Below are 23863 nucleotides of genomic sequence, written 5' to 3' on the forward strand. Positions count from 1 at the left end.
GCAGTGGCCGCCCTGTTTGTTGGCCGACGCTTATTCGACCGGCTGGTCGCCCGGCGCAGCCGGCTTGTTCATGCCGGGATTGACCATCGACGAAGCCTTGGCGATCTGCTCCTCGACGTTCTGTACCGCCTGGCGCGTGGCTTGCGTCACCTGCTCGTAGCCCTTGAAGGCGTTGTCGATGGCGGCCTTGATGATCTCGACCGCGTTCTCCGAACCCGGCTTCACGTTCTGCGTGACGTCGTAGATCAGGGCCGACAGCGTGCTTTTCGCTTCCGCCACGTGCACGTCGGCCGCGCGCCGGAACTCGCTCTGCATCTCGTCGATGATGGTCTTCAGCTGGGCGCGGTATTCGGCGCTGTCGGTGGCGCCCGGCGCCATGCGGGCCGACAGGGCATCGAAGGCGGCGCGGGCGTCGCGCGCCTGGCTCAGGTCCCGGCTGGCGGCCAGGGTCTGGTCCATCGTGTTGCGGGCGGTTGCCATGTTCAGCGCGACGACCTGCTCCAGACCCTTGACCGTTTTACTGGCAAGCATGTCGAAGGTCTGCATCTGCAGGTCGAACAGGGTTTTGGTGGCGCTGGCGAATTGCTCGGGGCTCGTGAACATCAATGTCTCCTCGGTATAAGTATGGAACGACGGACGACGTGCTGGCACACATGCTGGCTCAGTTGTAGAACGAGCAGCCTATTATTTAGCAACGATGAGCTTTTCGCAACGGGCGTCCCGATACGGACCGGCGGCGCGTTCCCAGCCCGGGCCGAGCGGGGTTTGCGAGCAGGCCAGCGAACCGTCGGCCTTGCTGCGCCACTGGAACCAGGGCGCGGGCCTGGCGAGGGCGCCCGCACAGACGGTTGCGATGATGAAGCCGCTGACAAAGGTGGAGAGTTTCATGTGAGGCCGAGCATAGCACAGGCGGGGGGGCGCAATCCGGTCTTGTGCTTCCCATGATGGGAAGGTGTATGCTTTTCGCTCGACTGGAGAACAATAGAATGGACAGCATGAATATCGGCGACGCCGCCCGCGCCTCGGGCGTATCGGCCAAGATGATCCGCCATTACGAATCGATCGGCCTGATTGGCGCCGCGCGCCGCACCGATGCCGGGTATCGCGTGTATGCAAGCCAGGACGTGCAGGTGCTGCAATTCATCCACCGCGCCCGCGCGCTCGGCTTTTCGCTGGACCAGATCCGCGATTTATTGGCGCTTTGGCAGGACAAGGGTCGCGCAAGTGCCGACGTGCGGGCGTTGGCCCGCGAGCATATCGATGAATTGAACCGCAAGATCGCGGAAATGGAGGCGATGCGGCGCACGCTCGAGCAATTGGCAGCGTCATGCCATGGGGATAGCCGTTCGGATTGCCCGATCCTGGATGACCTGGCTGCGCAATAGGGGAGTAGAAATGAAAAACGCCGCAAACCTTGGATAAGGATTGCGGCGTTTTGCACCGGATAACCGGGAAAAGCCTTTGGTGCCCACGGAGGGACTCGAACCCCCACACCTCGCGGCACATGGACCTGAACCATGCGCGTCTACCAATTCCGCCACGTGGGCACTGCTGGGTACTGCTAACACAACGATACTACTGACTACTGCGGATTACACTTCCGGTAGAGTGGTGCCCACGGAGGGACTCGAACCCCCACACCTCGCGGCACATGGACCTGAACCATGCGCGTCTACCAATTCCGCCACGTGGGCACTGATGCTGCTAACTTCATTTTTGCGTTACCTTGACGGTATCGCGGTACAACAAACTGCGGAGTACTGCCAGTAGTTGGTGCCCACGGAGGGACTCGAACCCCCACACCTCGCGGCACATGGACCTGAACCATGCGCGTCTACCAATTCCGCCACGTGGGCCTTATTTACTGCTCTTGCTGCTTGCTGCTCATTTACTGCTTTACTGCTGAAGCTGATACAATATCAGGCTTTCCTATTTTTCGCTAGATCAACTTTCGCTGTCTTACGTAGAACTTCCTGATCCTGCTGCTTCTTTTTCTTTCGCTTCAACATGTGTCGTTGCGAGAGAGCCGAGATTATAGCGGAAGGATTGCAAAAGTCAAAGACTCTCCTGCAAGGGCATAACGGACCCTGCAGCACATCGAAATGACCGCACCGAAATGCCCGGCAAGGTGCCAGCCTATTTCCATCGCTAATCGGCCCCACGTTTCAATTCGCTCTATATAGCGCCACGCAGCACGCTTCGTTAGGCGAATCGCCCGGTCCTCCGTTACACTACGCCTGTCAAGGTGTCAATCCAACCATGGTGCCGGCCGCTCCGGCGCTACTATAGAAGAATTCAAGAAACCGATTTGAAGCAACCTACTCATACCATTCCTAGCCGCGAGGAAATCCTCGGCGTCTTCCGCGATGCCGGTACCCCACTCGACGCGGCCACTCTCGCACGTGCCTTGAAGGTCAAGCCAGCTGCCCAGGAAGTCCTGGGCCGCCGCCTGAACGCCATGCAGCGCGACGGACAAATCACTGCCGGCGACGACGGCGTCTATGCGCTGGCCGATAGCGGCGACTTCATTGCCGGCCGTATCGCCGCCCACCGCGACGGTTTCGGCTTCGTGATCCCCGACGCGCCAGGTCCGGACCTGTTCCTGAACGACAAGGAAATGCAGAAGGTCCTGCATGGCGACCGCGTGCTGGCCAAGGTCACCGGCCTGGATCGCCGCGGCCGTCCGGAAGGCACCATCGTCGAAGTCGTGGAACGCGCGAACACCCACATCATCGGCCGCCTGCTCAATGAAGGCGGCGTCTGGATCGTCGCGCCCGAAGACCAGCGCATGAACCAGGACGTGCTGGTTGCCGGCGGCCCGGGCAAGGCGAAAGCCGGCCAGGTCGTGAGCGTGGAACTGATCGAACAGCCGGCGCGCTTCCAGCAGCCGACGGGCCGCATCGTCGAAGTGCTCGGCGAGCTGGACGACCCGGGCATGGAAATCGAAATCGCCGTGCGCAAGTTCGGCGTGCCGCACGTGTTCTCGCCGAACGCGCTCAAGCAAGCGAATAAACTGCCGAACGAAGTGCACGATCCCGACCTGGTCGACCGCGTCGACCTGCGCGACGTACCTTTGGTGACCATCGACGGCGAAGACGCACGCGACTTCGACGACGCCGTCTACTGCGAACCGGTGAAGCTCGGCCGCGAGCGCGGCTACCGCCTGCTGGTGGCGATCGCCGACGTCAGCCACTATGTGAAGCCGAACGATTCGCTGGATGCCGACGCGATCGAGCGCAGCACCTCGGTCTACTTCCCGCGCCGCGTGATCCCGATGCTGCCCGAGAAGCTGTCGAACGGCCTGTGCTCGCTGAACCCGGCCGTCGACCGCCTGACCCTGGTCTGCGACATGGTCGTGACGAGCAAAGGCGAAGTCACCGCTTACCAGTTCTACCCGGCCGTGATCCACTCGGCCGCGCGCCTGACCTATAACCAGGTCGCTGCCGTGCTGGCCGATCCGAAGGGCGAGGAAGCGCAAGCGCGTCCGGCCATCGTGCCGCACCTGCTGAACCTGAACGAGGTCTTCCACGCCCTGCTGGGCGCGCGCCAGGAACGCGGCGCCATCGATTTCGAGACGACCGAAACCTACATCGTCTGCAACCCGATGGGCAAGATCGAGAAGATCATCCCGCGTACCCGCAACGATGCGCACCGCCTGATCGAGGAGTGCATGCTGGCTGCCAACGTCTGCGCCGCCGACCTCCTGATCCGCCACAAGCACCCGGGCACCTTCCGCATCCACGCGGTGCCGACCGAGGAAAAGCTGAACCAGCTGCGCACCTTCCTCAAGCAGACCGGCCTGAACCTCGGCGGCGGCAACAAGCCGAGCGCCTCGGACTACGCTGCCGTCATGCGCGAGATCAAGGAGCGCCCGGACGCTGCGCTGCTGCAGACCATGCTGCTGCGCTCGATGCAGCAGGCCGTCTACAGCCCGGACAACGTCGGCCACTTCGGCCTGGCCTACGAGGCCTATGCCCACTTCACCAGCCCGATCCGCCGCTATCCCGACTTGCTCACGCACCGCGCAATCAAGGCGATCCTGCTGGGCAAGCGCTACGAGCCGAAAGGCCTGGACGTGTCGAAACTGAACACGACCGTCTCGAACGCCACCCGCAAGCAGGCCGCGAAAGACAAGGCTGAAGGCAAGGCGAAGAACGAAAAAGACCTGACCATCTGGGACGCCCTGGGCGTGCACTGCTCGGCCAACGAGCGCCGTGCCGACGAAGCCTCGCGCGACGTCGAGAACTGGCTGAAGTGCTACTTCATGCAGGACAAGCTGGGCGAGTCGTTTACCGGCACCGTGGCCGGCGTGACCACCTTCGGCATCTTCGTGCAGCTCGACGAGCTGTACGTCGAGGGCCTGGTGCACGTCACCGGCCTGGGCCAGGATTACTTCCAGTACGACGAAGCGCGTCACCTGCTGCGCGGCGAGCGCACCGGCAAGACCTTCGGCCTGACCGACCGCGTGACGGTGCAGGTGGCCAAGGTCGACCTGGAAGCGCGCAAGATCGACCTGGTACTGGCCGACGGCGAAGGCGCCGTGGCTGCGCCGGCGCAGGAACGCCAGCCGTCCCGTGCCGACGAGGGCAGGGGCAAGGCCAAGGCCGCGAATGGCCGCGATGCCAAGCCGGTCCAGGCGAACGGCACTGCGTCGCTGCTGAACTTCGACGACATCGTCGAGGCCAAGCCGTCCGGTAAATCGAAGCGTTCGCGCCGCGCCCGCAAGGAAGCGGCGGAACTGGCGCGCCAGCAGGCGAACGGCGTGCGCGCTCCAGAGCCGCAGGCCGATACCGAAGCCGAGACCGCGCCTGCCGAAAGCACCGGCAAGAGCAAGAACAAGCGTTCGCGCAGCGCACGCCGCAGGGCCGCGGCCGAACGCCAGGCAGCAAGTGCGCAGGCGGCGAACGTGCAGCCAGTGAATGTGCAGCCATCGAATGAGCAGCCAGCAGGTGCGCAGCCGGTGAATGCGCAGCCATCGAATGCGCAGCCATCGAATCCGCAGCCGGCCCAGGACGCGCAGGTGTACAAGGTCGAGGCAACGCAAGCGCAGGCGCAGCCGGAGGTGCTTGCACAGCCGGTAGCCAAGCCGGCGCGCAAGGCGAAAGCCAAGCCAGTCGCGGCAGCGCCGGTGGAAGCGGCCGCTCCTGCCGAAGCCCCAGCCAAGCCGGCACGCAAGCGCAAGGCCGCCGCCGCACCGGCCCCGGCCGAGCAGGAAGCCGTACGCGAGCCGGTCGCCGCCGCAGCGCCGCAGCCAGTCGAGGCCCCGGTGGCCCCGGCACCGAAGCGCACCCGCGCCGCCAAGGCCGTCAAGGCTGTGCTGGAAACCCCGGCCCCGGCACCGCAAGCCGAGACCGTGGCCGAGGCCGCACCGGTGGCCGCCAAGCGCGCACGCCGCACCAAGGCAGCTGACGTGGCTGCGCAGGTCGCCGAGGCCGCGCCGAGCGCGTCGCCTAGCGTTGCAGAAGCCATCGCCGCCGTCGAAGTCCCGGCCAAGCCACGCCGTACGCGTGCCGCGAAAGCCGTGGCAGACGTGACGCCAGTGGCCGCACCTATCGCCGAAGCTGCGGCAGCACCGGCAGCACCGGCAGCAAAGCGCGCAACGAAAGCCGCGACCAAGACCGCAGCGAAAGCCGCAGTCCCGGCAGCGGCAGCAGTAGAAACCCCTAGCGCCGCCGCCAAGAGCAGCGCCAAGAAGAAGCCGGCCGCCGAGGCCGGCACCGCATCCAAAACGAGCAAGAAAAGAAGTAAAGCATGAAGAATAAAATGATTTTCGGTTTCCACGCGGTGACGTCGCGCCTGCGCCACGAAGCCCAGTCGGTGGAAGAAATCTTCGTCGACGCCGAGCGTAACGACGCCCGCATGAAGGCCCTGGTCGCCAACGCCAAGGAAGCCGGCGTGCGCGTGATGCCGGTCGAGGCAGCCCGTCTCGACAAGATCGTCGGGACCCGTCGCCACCAGGGCGTGATCGCCTTTGCCAGCCAGCTGGCGCTGGCGCGCAACCTCGACGAGCTGCTGGACGCCATCGACGGCCCGCCGCTGCTGCTGATCCTGGACGGCATCACCGATCCGCACAACCTGGGCGCCTGCCTGCGCGTGGCCGACGGTGTCGGCGCGCACGCGGTCATCGTGCCGAAGGACCGTGCGGTCGGCCTGAACGCCACCGCGGCCAAGGTCGCCAGCGGCGCCGCCGAGACCGTCCCCTACATCACGGTGACGAACCTGGCGCGCACCATGCGCGACCTCAAGGAACGCGGCATCTGGCTGATCGGCACCTCCGACGACGCCGACAAGGGCCTGTACGAAGCCGACTTCACCGGCCCGACCGCGCTGGTGATGGGTTCGGAAGGCGAGGGCATGCGCCGCCTGACCCGCGAAACCTGCGACCTGCTGGTCAGCATCCCGATGTTCGGCTCGGTCGAGAGCCTGAACGTGTCGGTGGCTTCCGGCGTCTGCCTGTACGAAGCGCGGCGCCAGCGCGGCGCCTGATCCAATAGGCTTCGTTCCCGACAGCTTGCTGCCTGTCATAAGCGCCCTTCGCGGGCGCTTTTTTATTGTCTCATGGCAACTTAGATGACGCTCCGCTACGCATAATGGCTCGTCCGATCGACGATCCATCGACTGTATTTCATTGGAGCCGGCCATGAACACCACGTGCTATCAACCGTCAGGCAGGGTGCCTGTCGCCCTTTTGCCGATGTCCCTGCTGGGACTGCTGGCAGTCCTTCCCTGTGGCTGGATCTATGCCTGGGCCATCGGCAAGGTTCCCCTGGTGATCGGCGCATTTCTCGCCTTTGGCTACTCGGCCGTGCTGGGGCTGATCGTCAGCCTGGTGGCCGTCGGCGCCAAGGTGCGCAATCCCGGCTGGATGAGCAAGGTCGGTGTCGTGTTTGCCCTGGCCGGCTGGTACTGCCAATGGGTGTTCTGGCTCACGCTGCTGATGACCAGCAAGACCGAGGCGCTCGGTGCCGGCGAGCCGCTGCAGGTGGCGATCCGCGTGGCGGCGGACCCTGTCGGCATGTTCCTGGCGGCCTCCGACATCGCCACGAGCGGCGGCGTGACGATCAGCAAGGCGGTGGTGCCGGCCTTTATCGTTGCCCTGTTCTGGCTGGGCGAACTCGCCATGCACCTGATGCTGCCGTCTTTCATGGGCCGCCTGCGCGCCTGCGAACCGTTCTGCGAAGCCTCGCTCAGCTGGGCCAGGAAGCAAGTCGTGGAGTGCCGGTTCGCCTTGCTGGGGAGCGAAGATGTCGAGCGCCTGGCCGCCGACCCATCGCTGCTGCCGTCGTTGCTGGTGCCGCTGGCACCTGATGCGCCCGATTACGCCGAAGTCACCCTCTACCGCTGCCGGGCCTCCGACGCCTATGTCTCGCTGGTGAACGTCACCTCGCACCCGGGCGACAGCGGCCGGCCCGAGAAAAAGCAGGAACTGCTGGTCGATTACCTGCGCCTGCCCGGCATCGACGTGGATACGCTGATCCGGCAACTGACGCAGAAACAGCGTATTGTCGCCCAAGACGAAGATGCCGGGCGCCCGGTCGCCCCCGAGCTGGCGCCGGCCCTGGCCTTCCTGCAGGACGGCGCACACGAGCAGGCCTGCACCGCGGCGGCTGCCCGCTTGAGTTCGGATAATCCGGCAGTGCAAGCCGACGCCCTGCGCATCTGCGCGCTCGCCTGTTCCGGCCTCGAACGCTGGCTTGACGCCCGCTACTATTGGCAGGCGCTGTTCGACCACGAACCGAGCGCGCACAACGCGCTCCAGGCCGCGACGACGTCGGTAATGGCGGGCGCCACGGCGCAGGGAGTCGACTGGGTCGAGCAGGCGGCGGCGCTGAACCTGCGCTCGCGCGAGCTGCCGATGCTGCAGGTCTGGATCGGCTTCGTCACCGCGCTTGGCCGCACGGGGCAGGAGCGGGCGGCGCTGCCCTACCTGGAAAAGATCCGCCAGGTGTACGCCGAACTCGGCACCACCGATGCGACGGTGCTGTACGCCCAGCGCATTCCCTTCTTCGGCGCCTTCCTCGACAACACCCGCCCGCTGGTGCGCGCCGCGCTCGACGACGAGCAGGGCCGGCGCTGGTACGCGTCGCTGCTGCCGAGCCTGGACGACAGGGGCAGGCAGGAGCTCAATGCCTGGCTCGACGAGAGCTTTGGCGACAGCGCCTGCCAGCAGCCGGCAGTATAAACATCGATGCAATAGGCGAGGCAGGAGAAAACAAGGAGGGAGCCGGAAAGCGGCCAAAACCGGGGCCTCCCAAGCAGCCGGCAGCCGGATAAGCTACCATTGCCGCTGTTTTGCTTTTGTACTCATTATGTTTGCCTCCCTGCGCGAAGATATTCGCAACATCATCGAACGCGACCCGGCCGCCCGCAACGGCTGGGAAGTGCTCACGTGCTATCCCGGCCTGCACGCCATCGTCCTGCACCGCTGGGCCCATGCCTGCTGGCGCCTGAACCTGAAATGGCTGGGCCGCTTCGTCTCGCACATCGCGCGCATCTTTACCGGCATCGAAATCCACCCCGGCGCCACCATCGGCCGCCGCGTTTTCATCGACCACGGCTTCGGCGTCGTGATCGGCGAGACGGCCGTGGTCGGCGACGACTGCACCATCTACCAGGGCGTGACCCTGGGCGGCACGACGCTGGTGGCCGGCACCAAGCGCCACCCGACCCTGGAGCGCGGTGTGATCGTCGGCGCCGGCGCGCAGGTGCTGGGCGCGTTCACGGTCGGCGAATTCGCCAAGATCGGCTCGAACGCGGTGGTGGTCAAACCGGTGCCGGCCGGCGCCACCGCGGTCGGCAATCCGGCCCACATCATGCGCAAGGAAGACCAGTCGCGCAGCGCCCGCATGTTCGCCGCCTATGGCGTCACGCCAAACGGCGACGACCCCTTGAGCAAGGCCCTGCGCGGCCTGATCGACCACGTGGCGCGCCAGGACGAGCAGCTCGAACGCCTGACGGCAACCATCAAGGCGGCCGGCATCGCCTGTCCGAACGTGCGCGAGGGTGATAAACTCGATTCGGCCGAACTGAACCGGCTGGTCGACTGAGGAACCGATGACTGAAGAAACCAAGGATGTACTGGATCCGTTCGAGATCCGCGTGCTGGCCGTGCTCGCCGAAAAAGAAGCGCTCACGCCCGATAACTACCCGATGTCGCTGAACGCCATCACCAACGGCTGCAACCAGTTGTCGAGCCGCGATCCGGTGATGCAGCTGTCCGAAGACACCGTCCAGGACACCCTGCAGCGCCTGATCGAACGGCGCCTAGTGAACGGCATCACCCAGGCCGGCGCGCGCGTCACCAAGTACGAACATCGCATGCGCATCAAGTGGACGCTCGAGCAGGACAAGGTCGCCGTGCTGACCGTGCTGATGCTGCGCGGCCTGCAGACCGCCGGCGAAATCCGCACCCGCACCGGGCGCCTGCACGAATTCAAGAGCGTGGGCGAGGCCGAAAGCGCGCTCCAGTTCCTGATCGATAAATACCCGCCGCTGGTGGCCAAGCTGGAACGCGCGCCCGGCACCAAGGAATCGCGCTACGGCCAGCTGCTGGGCGGCGAGATTTCGGCCGCGCGCGACGATTCGGCCTTTGGCGCCGCTGCCGGCCAGGCAGCGCCCGCTGGCAGCCGCATCGGCCAGCTGGAAGCGGAAGTGGCCGCCCTGCGCGACGAAGTGGCCGACCTGAAGGCCCAGTTCGAGGCCTTCCGCCAGCAGTTCCAGTGACCTTCGCGTAAGACGTCAGCGCTGCGCCTGCAGCGCCGGCGCCCCCGCGGCCCCGTCGGCCGCGGCAATCACCTTCTTCACGGCCGCAATCACCAGCTCGGGTTCCTCGAGCTGGATGTTGTGGCCGCTCTTGCTGGTGACCACCTGCGAGCCATCCCGGAACTGGCGCACGAAGTCCGCATGCAGCTGCTGCTTGATGGCCACCGCCTGCGGCGTCTCCAAGAAGAATTCCGGCTTTTCCGCCTGCTGGTTCGAGGTCAGCACCACGGTCGGCACGTCGGGCAGCTTGCCGGCAAAGGGCAGCTTGCCGCTGTCGAGCACCGGCTGCAAGAGCTTCAGTTCGGGCTGGAACTTGGGCGGCACGATGGCGGCAAAGGCGCGGTCGTCGTTCGCTGCGCGCCCGGCGTCAAGCTGGCGCAGGGCCGGATTGAAACGCTCGTCGCTCGGATCGACCAGCACCATGCCGGCCACCTGGTCCGGATGACGCGCTGCGAACGAGCGCATCAATAACGCGCCGTAGGAATGCCCGACCAGCACGAAGGGCGGCGCCAGCTTCGCGCCCGCAATCAGTTCTTCCAGTTCGACCGTGCTCTGCTCGATGGTGCGCGCTTCGGGGCGCGGCTCGGACTGGCCGTGGCCGGCGCGCGAATACGTCACGGCGCGCGCCGATTTCGCCACTTCCGGCGCCACCTTGCGCCAGGCGCGCAAATCGGTGCCGAAGCCGGACTCGAAGATCACGGTGTAGCGCCCGCTGCCGAGGCTGGCCATCTGCATCGCATACGGCCTGGCGCCGACGGCAATTTGTTCGCTGGGGAGGGCGGCCGGCGCTTGCGCCTGCGCCAGGGTGCAGCAAGCCAGTGCCAGGGCCGACATCGTGGTACGCAATAACTTGTTCTTCATCTTGGTCTCGTTATCGTTATGGTTATGGGTTTGCCGGCGCGGGCGCGAACTCCAGCTCGATCAGCGCATCGTCGCCCCAGGACGTGTCGCCCAGCGCCACGCTGAAGCGGTCGCCGTCGGTCTTCAGCAGCTTGCTGCGGTTACCTTCCTGCAGGATCGCCCCGACGATCGGCACATCGCTGTCGAAGCCCCAGTCCGGCATCGCTTCCTTGTGCGTGAAGTTGCACCAGTCGCGGGTCAGCAGCAGTCCATTGATCGCCACCACCCAGAACAGCGGAATCTCTTCCTTGGCGATGGCAATCATCGTCTTGCACTCCAGCCGCAGGTCGCCCAGGCGGCGCACGTTGGCCGGCAGGCCCGGGGTGCGCACGTCGGGGTGGATGCGGTAGAGCTTGCGCTTCTGGTTCAGCACCACTTCGCCGTTCTCATCCTCGGCCGCCTCGCTGCGCGGCACGCTGAAGCGATTGGCGGCGTCCAGGTCCAGCGGCAGGATGAAGTCGTGGTCGTCCTCGATCCGCACGCGCGGCTGCTCGGGCAGCCCGGCGCCGCCGCGCGGCCGGATACGGAAGCGCAGTTCCGGCACCTTCGGCGCCAGAGCGTGGTACTCCTCGAAGCTGTCCAGCCCGGCCAGCACGGCCTTGTAAGTATGGATCTCCGGGTTGCGGATCGCGTTCACTTTCACGGTATCCGGCTCGTCGACGCCCGGCACGGCGGCGGCCGGCCTGGCCAGGAGCAGGGCGCCGAGGGCGCAGGCAAGCATGATGGTGCGCATGAAGGGCTCCCCTCAGCCTTCGTCGCGCCAGCGGCGCAGGCGGATGGCGGCGGCGATCATCGCCACGCCGCCTGCCGCGCCGACCCAGGCTTCCGGCCGCGCCAGGCTACCCCAGGAGGCGCTCAGCAGCGACAGCATGTCGGCGCCGTGCTGGGCACGCACCGGCAGGGCGGTGCCGCCGTCCATGAACCAGGCGCCGGGAACCAGGCCCAGCAGCAGGGTCTCGAGCACGTTGTTGATGATCCAGTCGGCGTTGATGGTGGTGCCGTACAGGACCAGCATGTAATCGAGCCACTTCAGCAGGACCGCGGCGATCAGCGGCACGCCCACGGCCCACAGGAAGACCTTCGAGCGCGCCCAGCTCGACACCAGCAGCAGCCAGCCGGCGGTCGGCAACGCCCACAGCACGTAGACCGGAATCATGGCCAGCAGGTACACCGGCGACAGGTACAAGTTGATGTTGCTGAGCACCGGCGCGAACAGATTCACGCCCTGGGCGCTGACGGCGACCCCGGCGAGTATCAGGATCACGAAGGCGGCGGCGCTGGCGATGCCGATGGTGATCGCCGGCGCCAGCACCAGCGCCGTCAGCAGCTTCGACAGCACGGTGGTGGTGTCGGAAATCGGCAGCGACTTCCAGAACAGGATGCTGCGGTCGCGGCGGTCGTCGTAGAGCGCGGCCAGGCAGTAGAAGAAGGCCACCACCGGCAGCACCAGGAAGATCGGCGCGCCGACGGCCAAGTAGTTGTTTGCCGCCACGTTCGCCATCTCGGTGCGGGTGTGGCCCGTGGCCAGCACCGACATCTGCGTACGGTGCACTTCCTCGCCGTCGACCCGCAGCGTGATGCTGTCGTTCTGGAACTTGTCGGCGCCGACGCCGTAGCCGACCACGCCCGCCACCAGCACCACCATGATCGCCGCTGCGATCAGCGGCGCCCACACGAAGCCGCCCTTGTGTTCCCAGAACTCGCGGCGCAGCAGCCATTTCATCGTATTCATGCGTAGGTTCCTTTCATCGTTGCCACGAACAGGTCGGCCACGCTCGGATTGCGCGTTTCGCCGAGGGCGGACAGCTGGGCGCGCGAGACGCCGTCGAACAGCATCACCGACTTGCCGAACACGGTGCGCTGGTCGATCGGCTGCAGCGCGTTCGCCGCATTCACCTTGTCGGCCGGGACCATGACTTCGACATAGCGCTCGCCGACTTCGTCCATCGAGGCGGCCAGCACGATCTTGCCGTCGCGGATGAACATCAGGTCGGTGAGGATGTGCTCGACTTCCTCGACCTGGTGGGTAGTGATGACGATGGTCTTGTTTTCGTCAAAATAGTCTTCCAGCAGGTTCTGGTAGAACTGCTTGCGGTACAGGATGTCCAGGCCCAAGGTGGGTTCGTCGAGCACGAGCAGCTTGGCGTCGATGGCCATCACCAGCGCCAGGTGCAGCTGGACGATCATGCCCTTCGACATCTGCTTGACCTTCATGGACGGGGTCAGGCGGGTATTCGCGATGTAGCGCTCGGCGCGGGCACGGTCGAAGCGCGGGTGGATGCCGGCCACGAAGTCGATGGCGTCGCGCACCCGCAGCCAGCGCGGCAGGATCGCCACGTCGGCGATGAAGCAGACGTCCTGCATCAGGGCGTCGCGCTGGGTGCGCGGGTCCAGGCCCATCACCCGCAGTTCGCCGTCGAACGGGATCAGGCCCAGGGCCGCCTTCAGCGTGGTGGTCTTGCCCGAGCCGTTGGGGCCGATCAGGCCGACGATGCGGCCGGCGGGAATCTCGAAGTCGATGCCGTCGATCGCCGTCTGCTTGCCGTATTTCTTGCTCAAATTCTTGGCGGAGATGACGGCGCTCATGCTGTGCCTCCCGGCTGTGCGGTGTGCAGCAATTGCTCGACATTCAGGCCGAGCTGGCGGATGCGCTCGACCATGGCCGGCCATTCCTCGCTCAGGAAGCGCTCGCGCTCGCTGGCCAGCAGTTTCTCGCTTGCTCCTTCAGTAACGTACATGCCAATTCCCCTTCGTTTTTCTACTAGGTTTTCGTCGACCAGCTCCTGGTAAGCCTTGGAGACGGTGATCGGGTTGAGTTGGTATTCGGCCGCGATCTGGCGGACCGAGGGCAGGGCGTCGCCGGCTTTCAGGACCCCGTCGAGCATCATGCCGATGACGCGGTCCTTCAGTTGGCGGTAGATCGGTGCGTTGTCGTTCCAGCCGATGTTCATGTCCGGCCTCCCTGTCGCGCTGGTGTTGCCACATGTTCCTGCATGTCTGGCTCCTGTGGATGAATGCGTTGGTGTTGTAGTGGAGTATGACACCAGCATTCCGGTCAACCACCGGGTTGCGATGGGCTGCAGGAAAACGGGAATAAACGGCAGGAAAGGCGCGCTGGACCGGAGGAAAGCCCGGCTGTTCATCAAGACCGAACAATGGTGTGGACACGACAAAACCTCTTGCAAGCGCTGTGGAATCAGCGGGCAATGATAGAGGATTTGTTTGTGAGAAAACTAACGAATTATTGCCGGCGGCAAGTTAATTCAGGCTGGGAGTGGCTGGCCGTCGAGTCCGGTGCGCACGATCTTGCCGGTACCGTCGACGGCGACCCAGCCGCCGCGCGCCGGCTCGGCATCGAGCTCCCAGTCCGGCAGCACGTAGCGCAAACGCGCGCCGTGCCGGTGAACGGCGGGCCGGTGGGTATGGCCGTGGATCAGCACCTGCGCGCCGGTGGCGTCGAGCAGGGCGTCGATGGCGTCTGGCGTGACGTCCATGATCTCGTAGGATTTCGTCGTGTGCGCTTCGCGGCTGCCTTCGCGCAGGCCGGCGATGATGGCCTTGCGCTGGGCCAGCGGCATGGCCAGGAACTGCGTTTGCCAGGCCGGCTGGCGCACCATGGCGCGAAATTCCATGTACTTGGTGTCGAGCGTGCATTCGGCGTCGCCGTGCACCAGGGCGATGCGCTGGCCTTTGACGTCGATGACATGCGGCTCCTGCAGCAGCGTCAGCCCTGCCGCATCGGCAAAGCCCTGGCCGACCAAAAAGTCGCGGTTGCCGGCCATCCAGAACAGTTCGACGCCGCCGTCGGCGAGCGTACGCAGGGCGGCAACGATGCGGGCGTGGAAGGGCGTATCGAGGTCGTCGTCGCCGGCCCAGTATTCGAAGATGTCGCCGAGCAGATAGAGCTGGCGGGTATGACGTGCGTGTTCTTCCAGGAAGCGGAAGAAAGCATCGAGGGTGCGCGGATGGGATTCCTGCAGGTGCAGGTCGGAAATGAAAAGCGCGAGCGTGCGCGCGGGAGTGGACATGGTGGTGCTGGTGTTCTCGTTCCCGCGCGCCTTTACTTGACTAGCTGATTACTGGACGACTTCGATCTTCTCGATGATGACCGGCTCGGCAGGCACGTCGGAGTGCATGCCCGAACGCGAGGTGGCGACGGTGTTGATCGCGTCGACGACTTCGGTGCCCTGGGTGACCTTGCCGAACACGGCGTAGCCCCAGCCGTCCTGGCCCGGGTAGTTCAGGAAGTCGTTGTTCTTGGTGTTGATGAAGAACTGGGCCGATGCCGAGTGCGGCGCCGAGGTACGGGCCATGGCGATGGTGTACTTGTCGTTCTTCAGGCCGTTCTTGCCTTCGTTCTCGACGGTGGCGTCGGTGGCCTTCTGCTTCATGCCCGGCTCGAAACCGCCGCCCTGGATCATGAAGTCCTTGATCACGCGGTGGAAGATCGTGTTGGTGAAGTGACCCTGTTCGACGTATGCCAGGAAGTTGGCAACGGTCTTCGGCGCCTTTTCAGCGTCCAGCTCGACGGTGATGTTGCCCTTGTTGGTGGTCATGAGTACGGAGGTCATGTGAGTTCCTTTTTGTTGAAATTCGTGTACGAATGCGAAATGTGCAAGCGTTATTTTACAAGCTTATCGCCCGACAGGATGGTCGCGTTCTGAATCACGACCGGCGTCACGGGCACATTCTGCATGCCGCGCACGTCGTCGACCATCACGTTCTTGATCTTGTCGACCGTTTCCTGGCCCTTCACCACGCGGCCGAAAACGGCATAGCCGTGGCCATCCATGCCCGGATAATCGAGGCCGGCATTGTCGTTGGTGTTGATGAAGAATTGCGAGGTGGCCGAGTTCGGATTCTCGGTGCGCGCCATCGCCACGGTATAGGGCTTGTTCGACAGGCCGTTCTGGGCTTCGCTCGGGATGGGTTTGCGCACGCCCGGCTTGTCGATCAGTTTCTCGGTGTAGCCGCCGGCCTGGATCATGAAGTCGCTGATCACGCGGTGGAAGACCGTGCCTTTATAAAAGCCGGCCTTGACGTATTGCAGGAAATTCGCCGTGCTTTTCGGCGCTTTTTCCTGGTCGAGCTCGATGACGATCTCGCCCATCGTGGTCTTCAGGGACACCTGCGGATTCTCGAAGGCGAGGGCAGCGCCGGAGACCAGCAGGGCGGCGCCGGCGGCGGCCAGGCGCATCATCAGGCGGCGGGTCGGGTATGCGGTGGTGTGCTTCAAGGGCTCTCCTCGGTGGACGTGGCGCAAGGCCGTGTCAAGTCTTTTACAGAAAAATAAACCTGAGCCGTAGGCGGCCAGTCGGGATTTTATCAATGCTATACTTTGCGCAGAACGTCCCATTCTATCAAGAAGAACAACAACGAGGGTCTCGACGATCTCGACGCAAAGCATCATCTCCCGGCGCGCGCCCCTTTTGGCGCCGTGCCCGGCATTCGCTTGCTCGGGCGTCCCGTCCCCTCAGTTTCATCATCACCAATGAGCCAATTAAAGATCTACAACACGCTGGCGCGCGAAAAACAGGTATTTGTCCCGATGGAGGCCGGCAAGGTCGGCATGTACGTATGCGGCATGACCGTCTACGACTACTGCCACGTCGGCCACGCGCGCATGATGATGGCCTTCGACGTCATCTACCGCTGGCTCATGGCGTCGGGCTACGAAGTCAAGTACGTCCGCAACATCACCGACATCGAAGACAAGATCATCAAGCGTGCCGCCGAAAACGGCGAAACCATGTCCTCGCTGGTGAACCGCTTCACCAAATACATGGACGAAGATACCGAGGCGCTGGGCATCCTGCCGCCGAACTTCGTGCCGCGCGCCACCGAACACGTGCCGGGCATGCTGTCGATCATCGACATGCTCGAAGCGAAAGGCCTGGCCTACCGCAGCGAAGATGGCGACGTGAACTTCGCCGTGCGCGATTTCGAAGGCTACGGCAAGCTGTCGGGCAAGTCGCTCGACGACCTGCGCGCCGGCGAGCGCGTCGACATCAACACCGGCAAGCGCGACCCGCTCGACTTCGTGCTCTGGAAAGCCGCCAAGGAATCCGAACCCGACGAAGCGAAATGGGATTCGAAATGGGGCCGCGGCCGCCCGGGCTGGCACATCGAGTGCTCGGCCATGTCGTGCGCGCTGCTGGGCGAACACTTCGACATCCACGGCGGCGGCCAGGATCTGCAGTTCCCGCACCATGAAAACGAGATCGCCCAGAGCGAAGGCGCCTTCGGCGGCCCGATGGTGAACTACTGGATCCACAACGGTTTCGTGCGCGTGGATAACGAAAAGATGTCCAAGTCCCTGGGCAACTTCTTCACCATCCGCGACGTGCTCAAGAAATACGACGCCGAGGTCGTGCGCTTCTTCATCCTGCGCTCGCACTACCGCAGCCCGCTGAATTACTCGGACGTGCACATCGACGACGCCAAAGCCGCCCTGACGCGCCTGTACACGGCGCTCGCCGACATCCACCTGGGCGATGAGGCCGCGGTCGACTGGAACGAGGAACACGCCGTACGCTTCCGCGAAGCGATGGACGACGATTTCAACACGCCGCTGGCCGTGGCCGAACTGTTCGACCTGGCAAGCGAAGTCAATCGCACGGAATCGGTGGCCACCGCGCGCCAGCTGAAAGCCCTTGCCGGCGTACTCGGCCTGCTCGAGCGCGCGCCGCAGGACTTCCTGCAAGCCGGCGTGGGCGCAGGCGAGGGCGGCCTCGATGAAACGCAGATCGCGTCGCTGATCGAGCAACGCGCCGCCGCCAAGAAGGCGCGCAATTTTGCGGAGGCCGACCGCATCCGCACCGAACTGACTGCCGCCGGGATCATCCTCGAAGACAAGCCGGACGGTACGACGAATTGGCGCCGCGCATAATGGCAGCCGAACAGGACAAGGCCGGCCCAGGGACGGCGGCGCCGGAACTCGACGTTCCCGCCTACTGGGCCGAGGCCAAGGCGGAACTGATGCGGCGCGACCGCATCATGAAGCGCCTGATTCCGCAGATCGGCGACATGCACCTGAAGGGCCACCCGGACCCGTTCACGACGCTGGCCCGTTCCATCGTTGGCCAGCAGGTCACGCCGAAAGCCGCCGACGCCGCCTGGACCAAGCTCGGACTGGCCTGCCCGAAACTGACCCCGGCGCAAGTGATCAAGCTCGGCGGCGAGGGGCTGGCCGCCTGCGGCCTGTCGAAGCGCAAGACCGAATACATCCTCGACCTGGCCGACCACTTCAAGGCCAAGCGCGTGCACGCGAATCTGTGGTCGCAGATGGATGACGAGGCCGTGATTGCCGAGCTGGTCCGGATTCGCGGCATCAGCCGCTGGACAGCCGAGATGTTTTTGATATTTAATCTGCTGCGGCCGAACGTCCTGCCCCTGGACGACGCCGGCCTGATCCAGGGCATCAGCCAGAATTATTTTTCCGGCGAGCCGGTGTCGCGCAGCGATGCACGCGAAGTCGCGGCGAACTGGGAACCCTGGCGCACCGTCGCCACCTGGTATTTGTGGCGCAGTCTCGACCCTGCAAATGGGTCTGATGGCGCGTCCGATACGGTCTAGGCTGCGGTAGAATAGCGCCGAATCAGGTCCGCCGGCCCCGCGCCGGCGCGGCCACAGAACAACCCCGGAGGTACAATGACTAAAACAACTTTCCTCAGCTTCGAGCAGCCGATTGCCGAGCTCGATTCGAAAATCGAAGAGCTCCGCTTCGTCCAGGACGATTCGGCCGTCGATATTTCGGAAGAAATCGACCGCCTGGCCAAGAAGAGCCAGCAGCTGACCAAGGATATCTACGCCAAGCTCACCCCATGGCAAGTGTCGCAGATCGCGCGCCACCCGCAGCGTCCCTACACCATGGACTACGTGAACGCGATCTTCACCGACTTCCACGAGCTGCACGGCGACCGTACCTTCGCCGACGACCAGTCGATCATCGGCGGCCTGGCCCGCTTCAACGGCCAGGCCTGCATGGTCATCGGCCACCAGAAGGGCCGCGACACGAAGGAACGCGCGATGCGCAACTTCGGCATGCCGAAGCCCGAAGGCTACCGCAAGGCCATGCGCCTGATGAAGCTGGCGGAAAAGTTCAACCTGCCGATCTTCACCTTCGTCGATACGCCAGGCGCCTTCCCCGGCATCGACGCCGAAGAGCGCGGCCAGTCGGAGGCGATCGGCCATAACCTGTACGTCATGGCCGAGCTGAAAGTGCCGCTGATCGCCACCATCATCGGCGAAGGCGGCTCCGGCGGCGCGCTGGCGATTGCCGTCGGCGACGCGGTGCTGATGCTGCAATACGCGACCTACTCGGTGATCTCGCCGGAAGGCTGCGCCTCGATCCTGTGGAAGACCTCGGAGCGCGCCTCCGATGCGGCCGACGCCCTAGGCCTGACCGCGCACCGCCTGAAGGCGATGGGCGTGATCGACAAGATCATCACCGAACCGCTGGGCGGCGCCCACCGCGATCCGAAAGGCATGGCGCAGATGCTGAAACGCGCGCTGGCCGACACCCTGCGCCAGTTCCAGGGCATGAAGACCAAGGACCTGCTCGAAGCCCGTCACCAGAAGCTGATGGCCTACGGCAAGTTCAAGGAAACCCTGCCGACCGAAGAGTAAGTTCTTCCTTCATTCGAGATGTTCAGTGAGTAGTCCTTCAGCCGGGCAAGTCCCGGCCATTTTCGCGCGCGCCCTCGCGGCGCTGCGCGAGCAAGTCCCTTCTTCCTCCCTTGCCATTGCCTGTAGCGGCGGCCTCGATTCGATGGTCCTGCTGCATCTGGCGTCCGGCTGGTGCCGCCAGCATGGCGTGTCCCTGTTTGCCTTCCACGTCCATCATGGCCTGAGCCCGAACGCCGATGCCTGGCTGGCGCACGTCGAGGCATCCGCCGCCGCACTTGGCGCCACTGTCGACCATCGCCGGGTGGCGGTGGAGCAGGGCGGTGCCGGCATCGAGGCGGCGGCGCGCAAACTTCGCTACCGCGCGCTCGGCGAGCTGTGCCGCGAACACGGCGCCGGCCTGCTGCTGACCGCCCACCATCTCGACGACCAGGCCGAGACCGTGCTGCTGCAATTGCTGCGCGGCTCGGGACCGGCCGGTTTGTCGGGCATGGATGCGGCCAACAGCGCCCCCGAACTGCTGGGCAACCCCAGCCTGGTGATGGCGCGCCCGCTGCTGCCGCTGGCGCGCGCCGAACTCGAAGCCTACGCCAACGAACACGGTCTGGCCTGGGTCGAGGACGAATCGAACCGCGATCCGCGCCATGCCCGGAATGCCTTGCGCCACACGGTGATGCCGGCGCTGGCCCAGGCCTTCCCCGGCTTCCAGCAGCGCTTCGCGCGCAGCGCCGCGCATGCGCAATCGGCCCAGCGCCTGCTCGACGAGCTGGCGGCGCAGGACCTGGCGGCCAGCCTGGCCGACGGCGCCGTGGATGTCGCACGCCTGCGCGCCATGTCGCTCGACCGCGCCTACAACATGCTGCGCCACTGGTTCCGCCAGCAAGGCCTGGCGATGCCGTCCACAGCCTGGCTGGTGGAAATGGTGGCGCAGCTGGTCGAGGCACGCCACGACGCCCAGTTGCTGGTGACGCACCCGGCCTGCCACATCCGGCGCCACCGCGACCGCCTGTACATTACGCCGAAACTGGCCGATCTGGCCGGCATGCGCGACCCGGACGACGAAGGCGTGATCGAGAAGCTGGGCGAAGGTTTTACTTGGCAGGGCGAAGCCTCGCTGGCCTTCCCGGCCTACGGCGGCGTGCTGCATTTCGAGCAGGCCGAGGTCGGCTTCGATGCAGCCTGGCTGCGTGCCCAATCCTTGCTCATCGATTTCCGCAAGGGCGGCGAGCGCCTGAAGCTGGCGCCGAACCGTCCGACGCGCGGCTTGAAGGCGCACTACCAGGCAGCCGACGTGCCGGCCTGGGAGCGCGCGCGTCTGCCCATCGTCAGCAGCGGTGCGGACCTGCTGTACGCGGCCGGGCTGGGCATGGATTGCCACCACTTCAGCCAGGACGCCGGCGAGCGCATCGCCCTGCGTTGGGAGTCCAGGATGGAAAGTTGTAATACGTAAAACGTATTACTTTATTTTGATTCCGTATAGCTTTTCGGACTTCCCTCTCTTGTGATTTTGCGATGCAGCATGCTAGAGTGATTATCCCCTTTTATCATTTTCAAGCTGGGAAGCTCCTTTTATGGCTTTAATTGTCCACAAATACGGTGGTACGTCGATGGGTTCGACGGACCGTATCAAGAACGTTGCGGCCCGCGTCGCCAAGTGGCATGACGCGGGGCACCAGATCGTCGTGGTGCCGTCGGCGATGTCGGGCGAAACCAACCGCCTGATCGGCCTGGCCAAGGCCATCATGGATCAGCCGGACCCGCGCGAACTGGACATGATCGCCTCGACCGGCGAGCAGGTGTCGGTCGGCCTGCTGGCGATGGCGCTGCTGGCCATCGGCAAGGACGCCGTCTCCTATACCGGCTGGCAGGTCGGCATCCGCACCGATTCCTCGTTCACCAAGGCACGCATCCAGTCGATCGACGACTCGCGCGTGCGTAGCGACCTCGAGGCGGGTAAGATCGTCATCATCACCGGTTTCCAGGGCGTGGACGAGCAGGGCAACATCTCGACCCTGGGCCGCGGCGGTTCCGACACCTCGGCCGTGGCGATCGCCGCCGCGCTGAAGGCCGACGAATGCCTGATCTACACCGACGTCGACGGCGTCTACACGACCGACCCGCGCGTGGTCGACGAGGCGCGCCGCCTGGAAAAGATCACGTTTGAAGAAATGCTGGAACTGGCCTCGCTCGGATCGAAAGTGCTGCAGACGCGCTCGGTCGAGTTCGCCGGTAACTACCAGGTCCCGACGCGCGTGCTGTCGTCGCTGACCGATCCCCTGATGCCATTGGCCGAGGAAGCCAATTCGGGCACCCTGATTTCGTTTGAGGAAGAAACCAACATGGAACAAGCCGTCATCTCCGGTATCGCTTTTCACCGTGATGAAGCCAAGATCACCGTCCTCGGCGTGCCGGACAAGCCCGGCGTCGCCTTCCACATCCTGGGCCCGGTGTCGGACGCCAACATCGAAGTGGACATGATCATCCAGAACCAGTCGGTGGACGGCAAGACCGACTTCACCTTCACCGTCTCGCGCGGCGACTACCAGCGCGCCCTGGCGGTGCTGGAAAGCCAGAAAGACGTGCTCGGCTACACCCGCGTCGTCGGCGACGCCAAGGTATCGAAGGTCTCGGCGGTGGGCGTGGGCATGCGCAGCCACGTCGGCGTTGCTTCGCAGATGTTCCGCACCCTGGCCGACGAGAACATCAACATCATGATGATCTCGACTTCCGAGATCAAGATTTCGGTGCTGATCGACGAAAAATACATGGAGCTGGCCGTCCGTGCCCTGCATAAAGCTTTTGATCTGGAGAAAGCTTAACTTTTTTCATATTTTTGGCCGTGCTTCCTTGACCAAACGGGGCGTGGCCATTAATATGCCTGCACTCAGCGACAACGAGCAACATTGTTAAGAGCTGATTGGAGACGTGGCCGAGTGGCCGAAGGCACATCCCTGCTAAGGATGCATACGGCTTATACCCGTATCGTGGGTTCGAATCCCACCGTCTCCGCCAAAGTTTCAAAGAGAAAAGCCACCGCAAGGTGGCTTTTTTCTTTCCCGCTTCCTATTCCTATTCCTGTACGTCTTTCTCTTCGATTCCTGCTTTCGCTTTCGGCCCCGTGTTATTCCTCATGACGGTGTCCGCATCCGCAACCGTGCGTGTGCTGGTGAAGATGTGGTGCGAGTGTGACCGTACGGACCTTTTCGCCGGCAGGACCCAGGGCAAGGATGTAATGCTGTTGCGCTACCGCGAGTAGCGGCGTTGCCCCGCGCTTGAATATTGCGTGGATATTGCGCGCCGCCTCAGGGGCAAGACGCAGGCAGCCCGATTTTCCGGTTCGTCCTTGCGCGATGCCGGCCAACTCTTCCGTCTCGTCGTCCCCGGTGTCCGGGTCGTTCAACGCATGAATCCGCCAGGCATGGGCACGGCCGCTCTCCAGTTCGGGCACGCAAATGGTCCGCGCCAGCGGCTCCTTCAAGGACGGCCCATCTTCGGCGTTGCGCGCAAACGTCTCCAGGTAATCCAGGCGCGCGGCGGCGTCAAAGGCCTCGCGCTGCTCGTCGGGGTGGAGCCGCATCAGCGCGTCCAGTGCCTGCTTGACCTTGCTCCGGTCGGTCGTGTCGCGGGCCGCCGCTTCCCAATACCCGGTCAGCCAGGACGACGCGCGCGTACTGCCGGCGGCGACGGCCTTTTCGTACCATTCCCGGGCCCGCTCCTGGTTCGCCGGCACGCCTTCGCCGGCCGCGTACAGGGCGCCCAGCTGTTCGCTGGACTTCACATAACCACCGCCGGCGCCGCGCTCCAGCCATGCGAGCATGGCCGGGTTGTCGCCGACCATGGCTGCCAGGCGCGCCCGTGCGTGCGTGGCAGACAGGCTGCCCGCGCTTGCGCCGCGTTCCGAGAGGGCGATTGCATCGGCGCAGGCGTTCGGTGGCGGCAGTTCGAACTGTCCCGACGCGCCACGGCTGGGGCGCGCGGCATGTTCGCAGTTGGCTGCCAGGGCATCGAGCGCTTTGGCGAGCGCATCGTCGGCGCGGGTACGTTCCCATTCGGCCTGGTAAGCCTGGGCCGCATGCGTGCACGCGCCGGGGTTACGTTCCTCGGTGCATGACATCCAGCGTGCGATATCGAGATCGGTGCTGGCCAGGTCGGCGCCGCCCATCTTCATCGCGCGCTGGAACAGCGCTGCCGCCTGGCCGGGTTGTTCGGCCTCGTGCAGGAAGAGGCGGCCAAGCTGATTCATGGCCCGAGCGTGGCCATTCCTTGCGGCCTTTTCATACAGTTCGAGGGCACGTCCTGCGTCCTCGTCCACGCCCTTGCCGCCGTGGTAGGCCTGGGCCAGGTAGAACTGCGCTTCGGCGTTGCCGGTTGCAGCAAGGCGCTCGGCCATCGGTATGAATTCTTCGTAGCGTGCCTTCTCAAATAAATCCTTCAGCGCGGCGCCTGGCGGATCGGCGGCGACGGACGAGCTGGTCCAGGCCAACAGTACCAGAATACCCAGGTATTTCATTGCAAGACTCCTTGGTGAAGGGCGACGGCAGCGAAGCCGGCCCGATGATGAAGAGGTAGATGCGCT

At 64.5% G+C, this 23863-nt stretch carries 22 protein-coding genes, 4 tRNA genes and 1 pseudogene; 13 read left to right on the forward strand and 14 right to left on the reverse strand.

Annotated features, from left to right (window positions below; translation table 11 throughout):
• Positions 1 to 30 precede the first annotated feature (30 nt).
• Together phaP and LK540_RS01120 are read right to left on the reverse strand one after the other, a co-directional pair.
• Entirely contained in the window at positions 31 to 603 is a 573-nt protein-coding gene (gene phaP / locus LK540_RS01115; RefSeq protein ID WP_229435159.1) for a TIGR01841 family phasin, read from the reverse strand.
• An 81-nt stretch (positions 604 to 684) separates the two neighbouring features.
• Positions 685 to 888, reverse strand: coding sequence for a hypothetical protein (locus LK540_RS01120; protein WP_229435161.1), 204 nt, complete (start codon positions 886 to 888; stop codon positions 685 to 687).
• A gap of 107 nt (positions 889 to 995) precedes the next feature.
• Here LK540_RS01120 and cueR point away from each other — a divergent pair, with 107 nt between their 5' ends.
• Positions 996 to 1385 (forward strand): Cu(I)-responsive transcriptional regulator, encoded by a 390-nt coding sequence (gene cueR, locus LK540_RS01125; RefSeq protein ID WP_229435907.1) that lies wholly within the window; start codon positions 996 to 998, stop codon positions 1383 to 1385.
• A 77-nt stretch (positions 1386 to 1462) separates the two neighbouring features.
• Here cueR and LK540_RS01130 read toward each other — a convergent pair.
• From LK540_RS01130 to LK540_RS01140, 3 genes are all read right to left on the reverse strand, one after another.
• Positions 1463 to 1547 (reverse strand) — tRNA-Leu (locus LK540_RS01130).
• A 62-nt stretch (positions 1548 to 1609) separates the two neighbouring features.
• A tRNA-Leu gene (locus LK540_RS01135) sits at positions 1610 to 1694 on the reverse strand.
• A gap of 77 nt (positions 1695 to 1771) precedes the next feature.
• Positions 1772 to 1856: transfer RNA gene (locus tag LK540_RS01140), tRNA-Leu, on the reverse strand.
• Between the two features lie 452 nt (positions 1857 to 2308).
• Here LK540_RS01140 and rnr point away from each other — a divergent pair.
• The 5 genes and pseudogenes from rnr to LK540_RS01165 form a co-directional block, all read left to right on the forward strand.
• Positions 2309 to 4523: pseudogene (gene rnr, locus LK540_RS01145) on the forward strand (ribonuclease R); the annotation flags it as partial.
• 1228 nt (positions 4524 to 5751) lie between these two features.
• The gene (gene rlmB / locus LK540_RS01150) at positions 5752 to 6486 is read left to right on the forward strand and encodes a 23S rRNA (guanosine(2251)-2'-O)-methyltransferase RlmB (protein ID WP_229435163.1); all 735 of its coding nucleotides are present in this window, start codon (positions 5752 to 5754) and stop codon (positions 6484 to 6486) included.
• A gap of 154 nt (positions 6487 to 6640) precedes the next feature.
• Complete coding sequence (locus LK540_RS01155) at positions 6641 to 8182, forward strand: hypothetical protein (RefSeq protein WP_229435165.1); 1542 nt, start codon at positions 6641 to 6643, stop codon at positions 8180 to 8182.
• 127 nt (positions 8183 to 8309) lie between these two features.
• Positions 8310 to 9047 (forward strand): serine O-acetyltransferase, encoded by a 738-nt coding sequence (gene cysE / locus LK540_RS01160; protein WP_229435167.1) that lies wholly within the window; start codon positions 8310 to 8312, stop codon positions 9045 to 9047.
• Positions 9048 to 9054: 7 nt separating this feature from the next.
• Positions 9055 to 9723 (forward strand): YceH family protein, encoded by a 669-nt coding sequence (locus LK540_RS01165; protein ID WP_229435169.1) that lies wholly within the window; start codon positions 9055 to 9057, stop codon positions 9721 to 9723.
• 15 nt (positions 9724 to 9738) lie between these two features.
• Here the strand turns inward: LK540_RS01165 and LK540_RS01170 are convergent, their stop codons facing one another.
• From LK540_RS01170 to LK540_RS01190, 5 genes are read right to left on the reverse strand one after another with little or no spacing between them, the layout of a single operon-like run.
• Positions 9739 to 10623 (reverse strand): alpha/beta fold hydrolase, encoded by an 885-nt coding sequence (locus LK540_RS01170; RefSeq protein WP_229435171.1) that lies wholly within the window; start codon positions 10621 to 10623, stop codon positions 9739 to 9741.
• Positions 10624 to 10645: 22 nt separating this feature from the next.
• Positions 10646 to 11395, reverse strand: a complete 750-nt coding sequence (locus LK540_RS01175; protein ID WP_229435173.1) for a hypothetical protein — start codon at positions 11393 to 11395, stop codon at positions 10646 to 10648.
• Between the two features lie 12 nt (positions 11396 to 11407).
• The gene (locus tag LK540_RS01180) at positions 11408 to 12394 is read right to left on the reverse strand and encodes a hypothetical protein (RefSeq protein ID WP_229435175.1); all 987 of its coding nucleotides are present in this window, start codon (positions 12392 to 12394) and stop codon (positions 11408 to 11410) included.
• Positions 12391 to 13248, reverse strand: coding sequence for an ABC transporter ATP-binding protein (locus tag LK540_RS01185; protein ID WP_229435177.1), 858 nt, complete (start codon positions 13246 to 13248; stop codon positions 12391 to 12393). Before LK540_RS01185 ends, LK540_RS01180 begins: the two co-directional genes overlap by 4 nt.
• Complete coding sequence (locus LK540_RS01190; RefSeq protein ID WP_229435179.1) at positions 13245 to 13613, reverse strand: GntR family transcriptional regulator; 369 nt, start codon at positions 13611 to 13613, stop codon at positions 13245 to 13247. Before LK540_RS01190 ends, LK540_RS01185 begins: the two co-directional genes overlap by 4 nt.
• On the opposite strand from LK540_RS01190, the gene LK540_RS01195 reads away from it, so the two are divergent.
• The gene (locus tag LK540_RS01195; protein WP_229435181.1) at positions 13612 to 13872 is read left to right on the forward strand and encodes a hypothetical protein; all 261 of its coding nucleotides are present in this window, start codon (positions 13612 to 13614) and stop codon (positions 13870 to 13872) included. The two genes, LK540_RS01190 and LK540_RS01195, sit on opposite strands and share 2 nt — an antisense overlap.
• Before the next feature lie 53 nt (positions 13873 to 13925).
• Here LK540_RS01195 and LK540_RS01200 read toward each other — a convergent pair whose 3' ends face one another.
• The 3 genes from LK540_RS01200 to LK540_RS01210 are packed head-to-tail and all read right to left on the reverse strand — an operon-like array spanning position 13926 to position 15859.
• The gene (locus LK540_RS01200) at positions 13926 to 14690 is read right to left on the reverse strand and encodes a UDP-2,3-diacylglucosamine diphosphatase (protein ID WP_229435183.1); all 765 of its coding nucleotides are present in this window, start codon (positions 14688 to 14690) and stop codon (positions 13926 to 13928) included.
• 48 nt (positions 14691 to 14738) lie between these two features.
• On the reverse strand, positions 14739 to 15233 hold the full coding sequence (locus LK540_RS01205; RefSeq protein ID WP_229435185.1) for a peptidylprolyl isomerase: 495 nt from the start codon (positions 15231 to 15233) through the stop codon (positions 14739 to 14741).
• A 50-nt stretch (positions 15234 to 15283) separates the two neighbouring features.
• Complete coding sequence (locus LK540_RS01210) at positions 15284 to 15859, reverse strand: peptidylprolyl isomerase (protein WP_374041320.1); 576 nt, start codon at positions 15857 to 15859, stop codon at positions 15284 to 15286.
• Positions 15860 to 16153: 294 nt separating this feature from the next.
• Here LK540_RS01210 and cysS point away from each other — a divergent pair, with 294 nt between their 5' ends.
• The 6 genes from cysS to LK540_RS01240 all read left to right on the forward strand — a co-directional run bounded on the left by cysS (position 16154) and on the right by LK540_RS01240 (position 22299).
• Positions 16154 to 17551: a cysteine--tRNA ligase gene (gene cysS, locus LK540_RS01215; RefSeq protein WP_229435189.1), complete on the forward strand. Its 1398-nt coding sequence runs from the start codon at positions 16154 to 16156 to the stop codon at positions 17549 to 17551.
• Positions 17551 to 18237 carry a DNA-3-methyladenine glycosylase gene (locus LK540_RS01220; RefSeq protein WP_229435191.1) on the forward strand — a complete coding sequence of 229 codons (687 nt, stop codon included), beginning with the start codon at positions 17551 to 17553 and terminating at the stop codon, positions 18235 to 18237. The genes cysS and LK540_RS01220 overlap by 1 nt, the downstream gene beginning before the upstream one ends.
• A gap of 75 nt (positions 18238 to 18312) precedes the next feature.
• Positions 18313 to 19290 carry an acetyl-CoA carboxylase carboxyltransferase subunit alpha gene (locus LK540_RS01225; RefSeq protein WP_229435192.1) on the forward strand — a complete coding sequence of 326 codons (978 nt, stop codon included), beginning with the start codon at positions 18313 to 18315 and terminating at the stop codon, positions 19288 to 19290.
• A gap of 25 nt (positions 19291 to 19315) precedes the next feature.
• Positions 19316 to 20737 (forward strand): tRNA lysidine(34) synthetase TilS, encoded by a 1422-nt coding sequence (gene tilS / locus LK540_RS01230; protein ID WP_229435194.1) that lies wholly within the window; start codon positions 19316 to 19318, stop codon positions 20735 to 20737.
• Between the two features lie 121 nt (positions 20738 to 20858).
• Positions 20859 to 22106, forward strand: a complete 1248-nt coding sequence (locus LK540_RS01235; RefSeq protein WP_229435196.1) for an aspartate kinase — start codon at positions 20859 to 20861, stop codon at positions 22104 to 22106.
• Between the two features lie 100 nt (positions 22107 to 22206).
• Positions 22207 to 22299 (forward strand) — tRNA-Ser (locus tag LK540_RS01240).
• 109 nt (positions 22300 to 22408) lie between these two features.
• On the opposite strand, the gene LK540_RS01245 is transcribed toward LK540_RS01240, so the two are convergent.
• Positions 22409 to 23797 carry a tetratricopeptide repeat protein gene (locus LK540_RS01245; protein WP_229435198.1) on the reverse strand — a complete coding sequence of 463 codons (1389 nt, stop codon included), beginning with the start codon at positions 23795 to 23797 and terminating at the stop codon, positions 22409 to 22411.
• Positions 23798 to 23863: the final 66 nt, after the last annotated feature.

The sequence above is a fragment of the Massilia sp. IC2-278 genome, from assembly GCF_020708045.1.
In the GTDB taxonomy this organism is placed as follows: domain Bacteria; phylum Pseudomonadota; class Gammaproteobacteria; order Burkholderiales; family Burkholderiaceae_D; genus Telluria.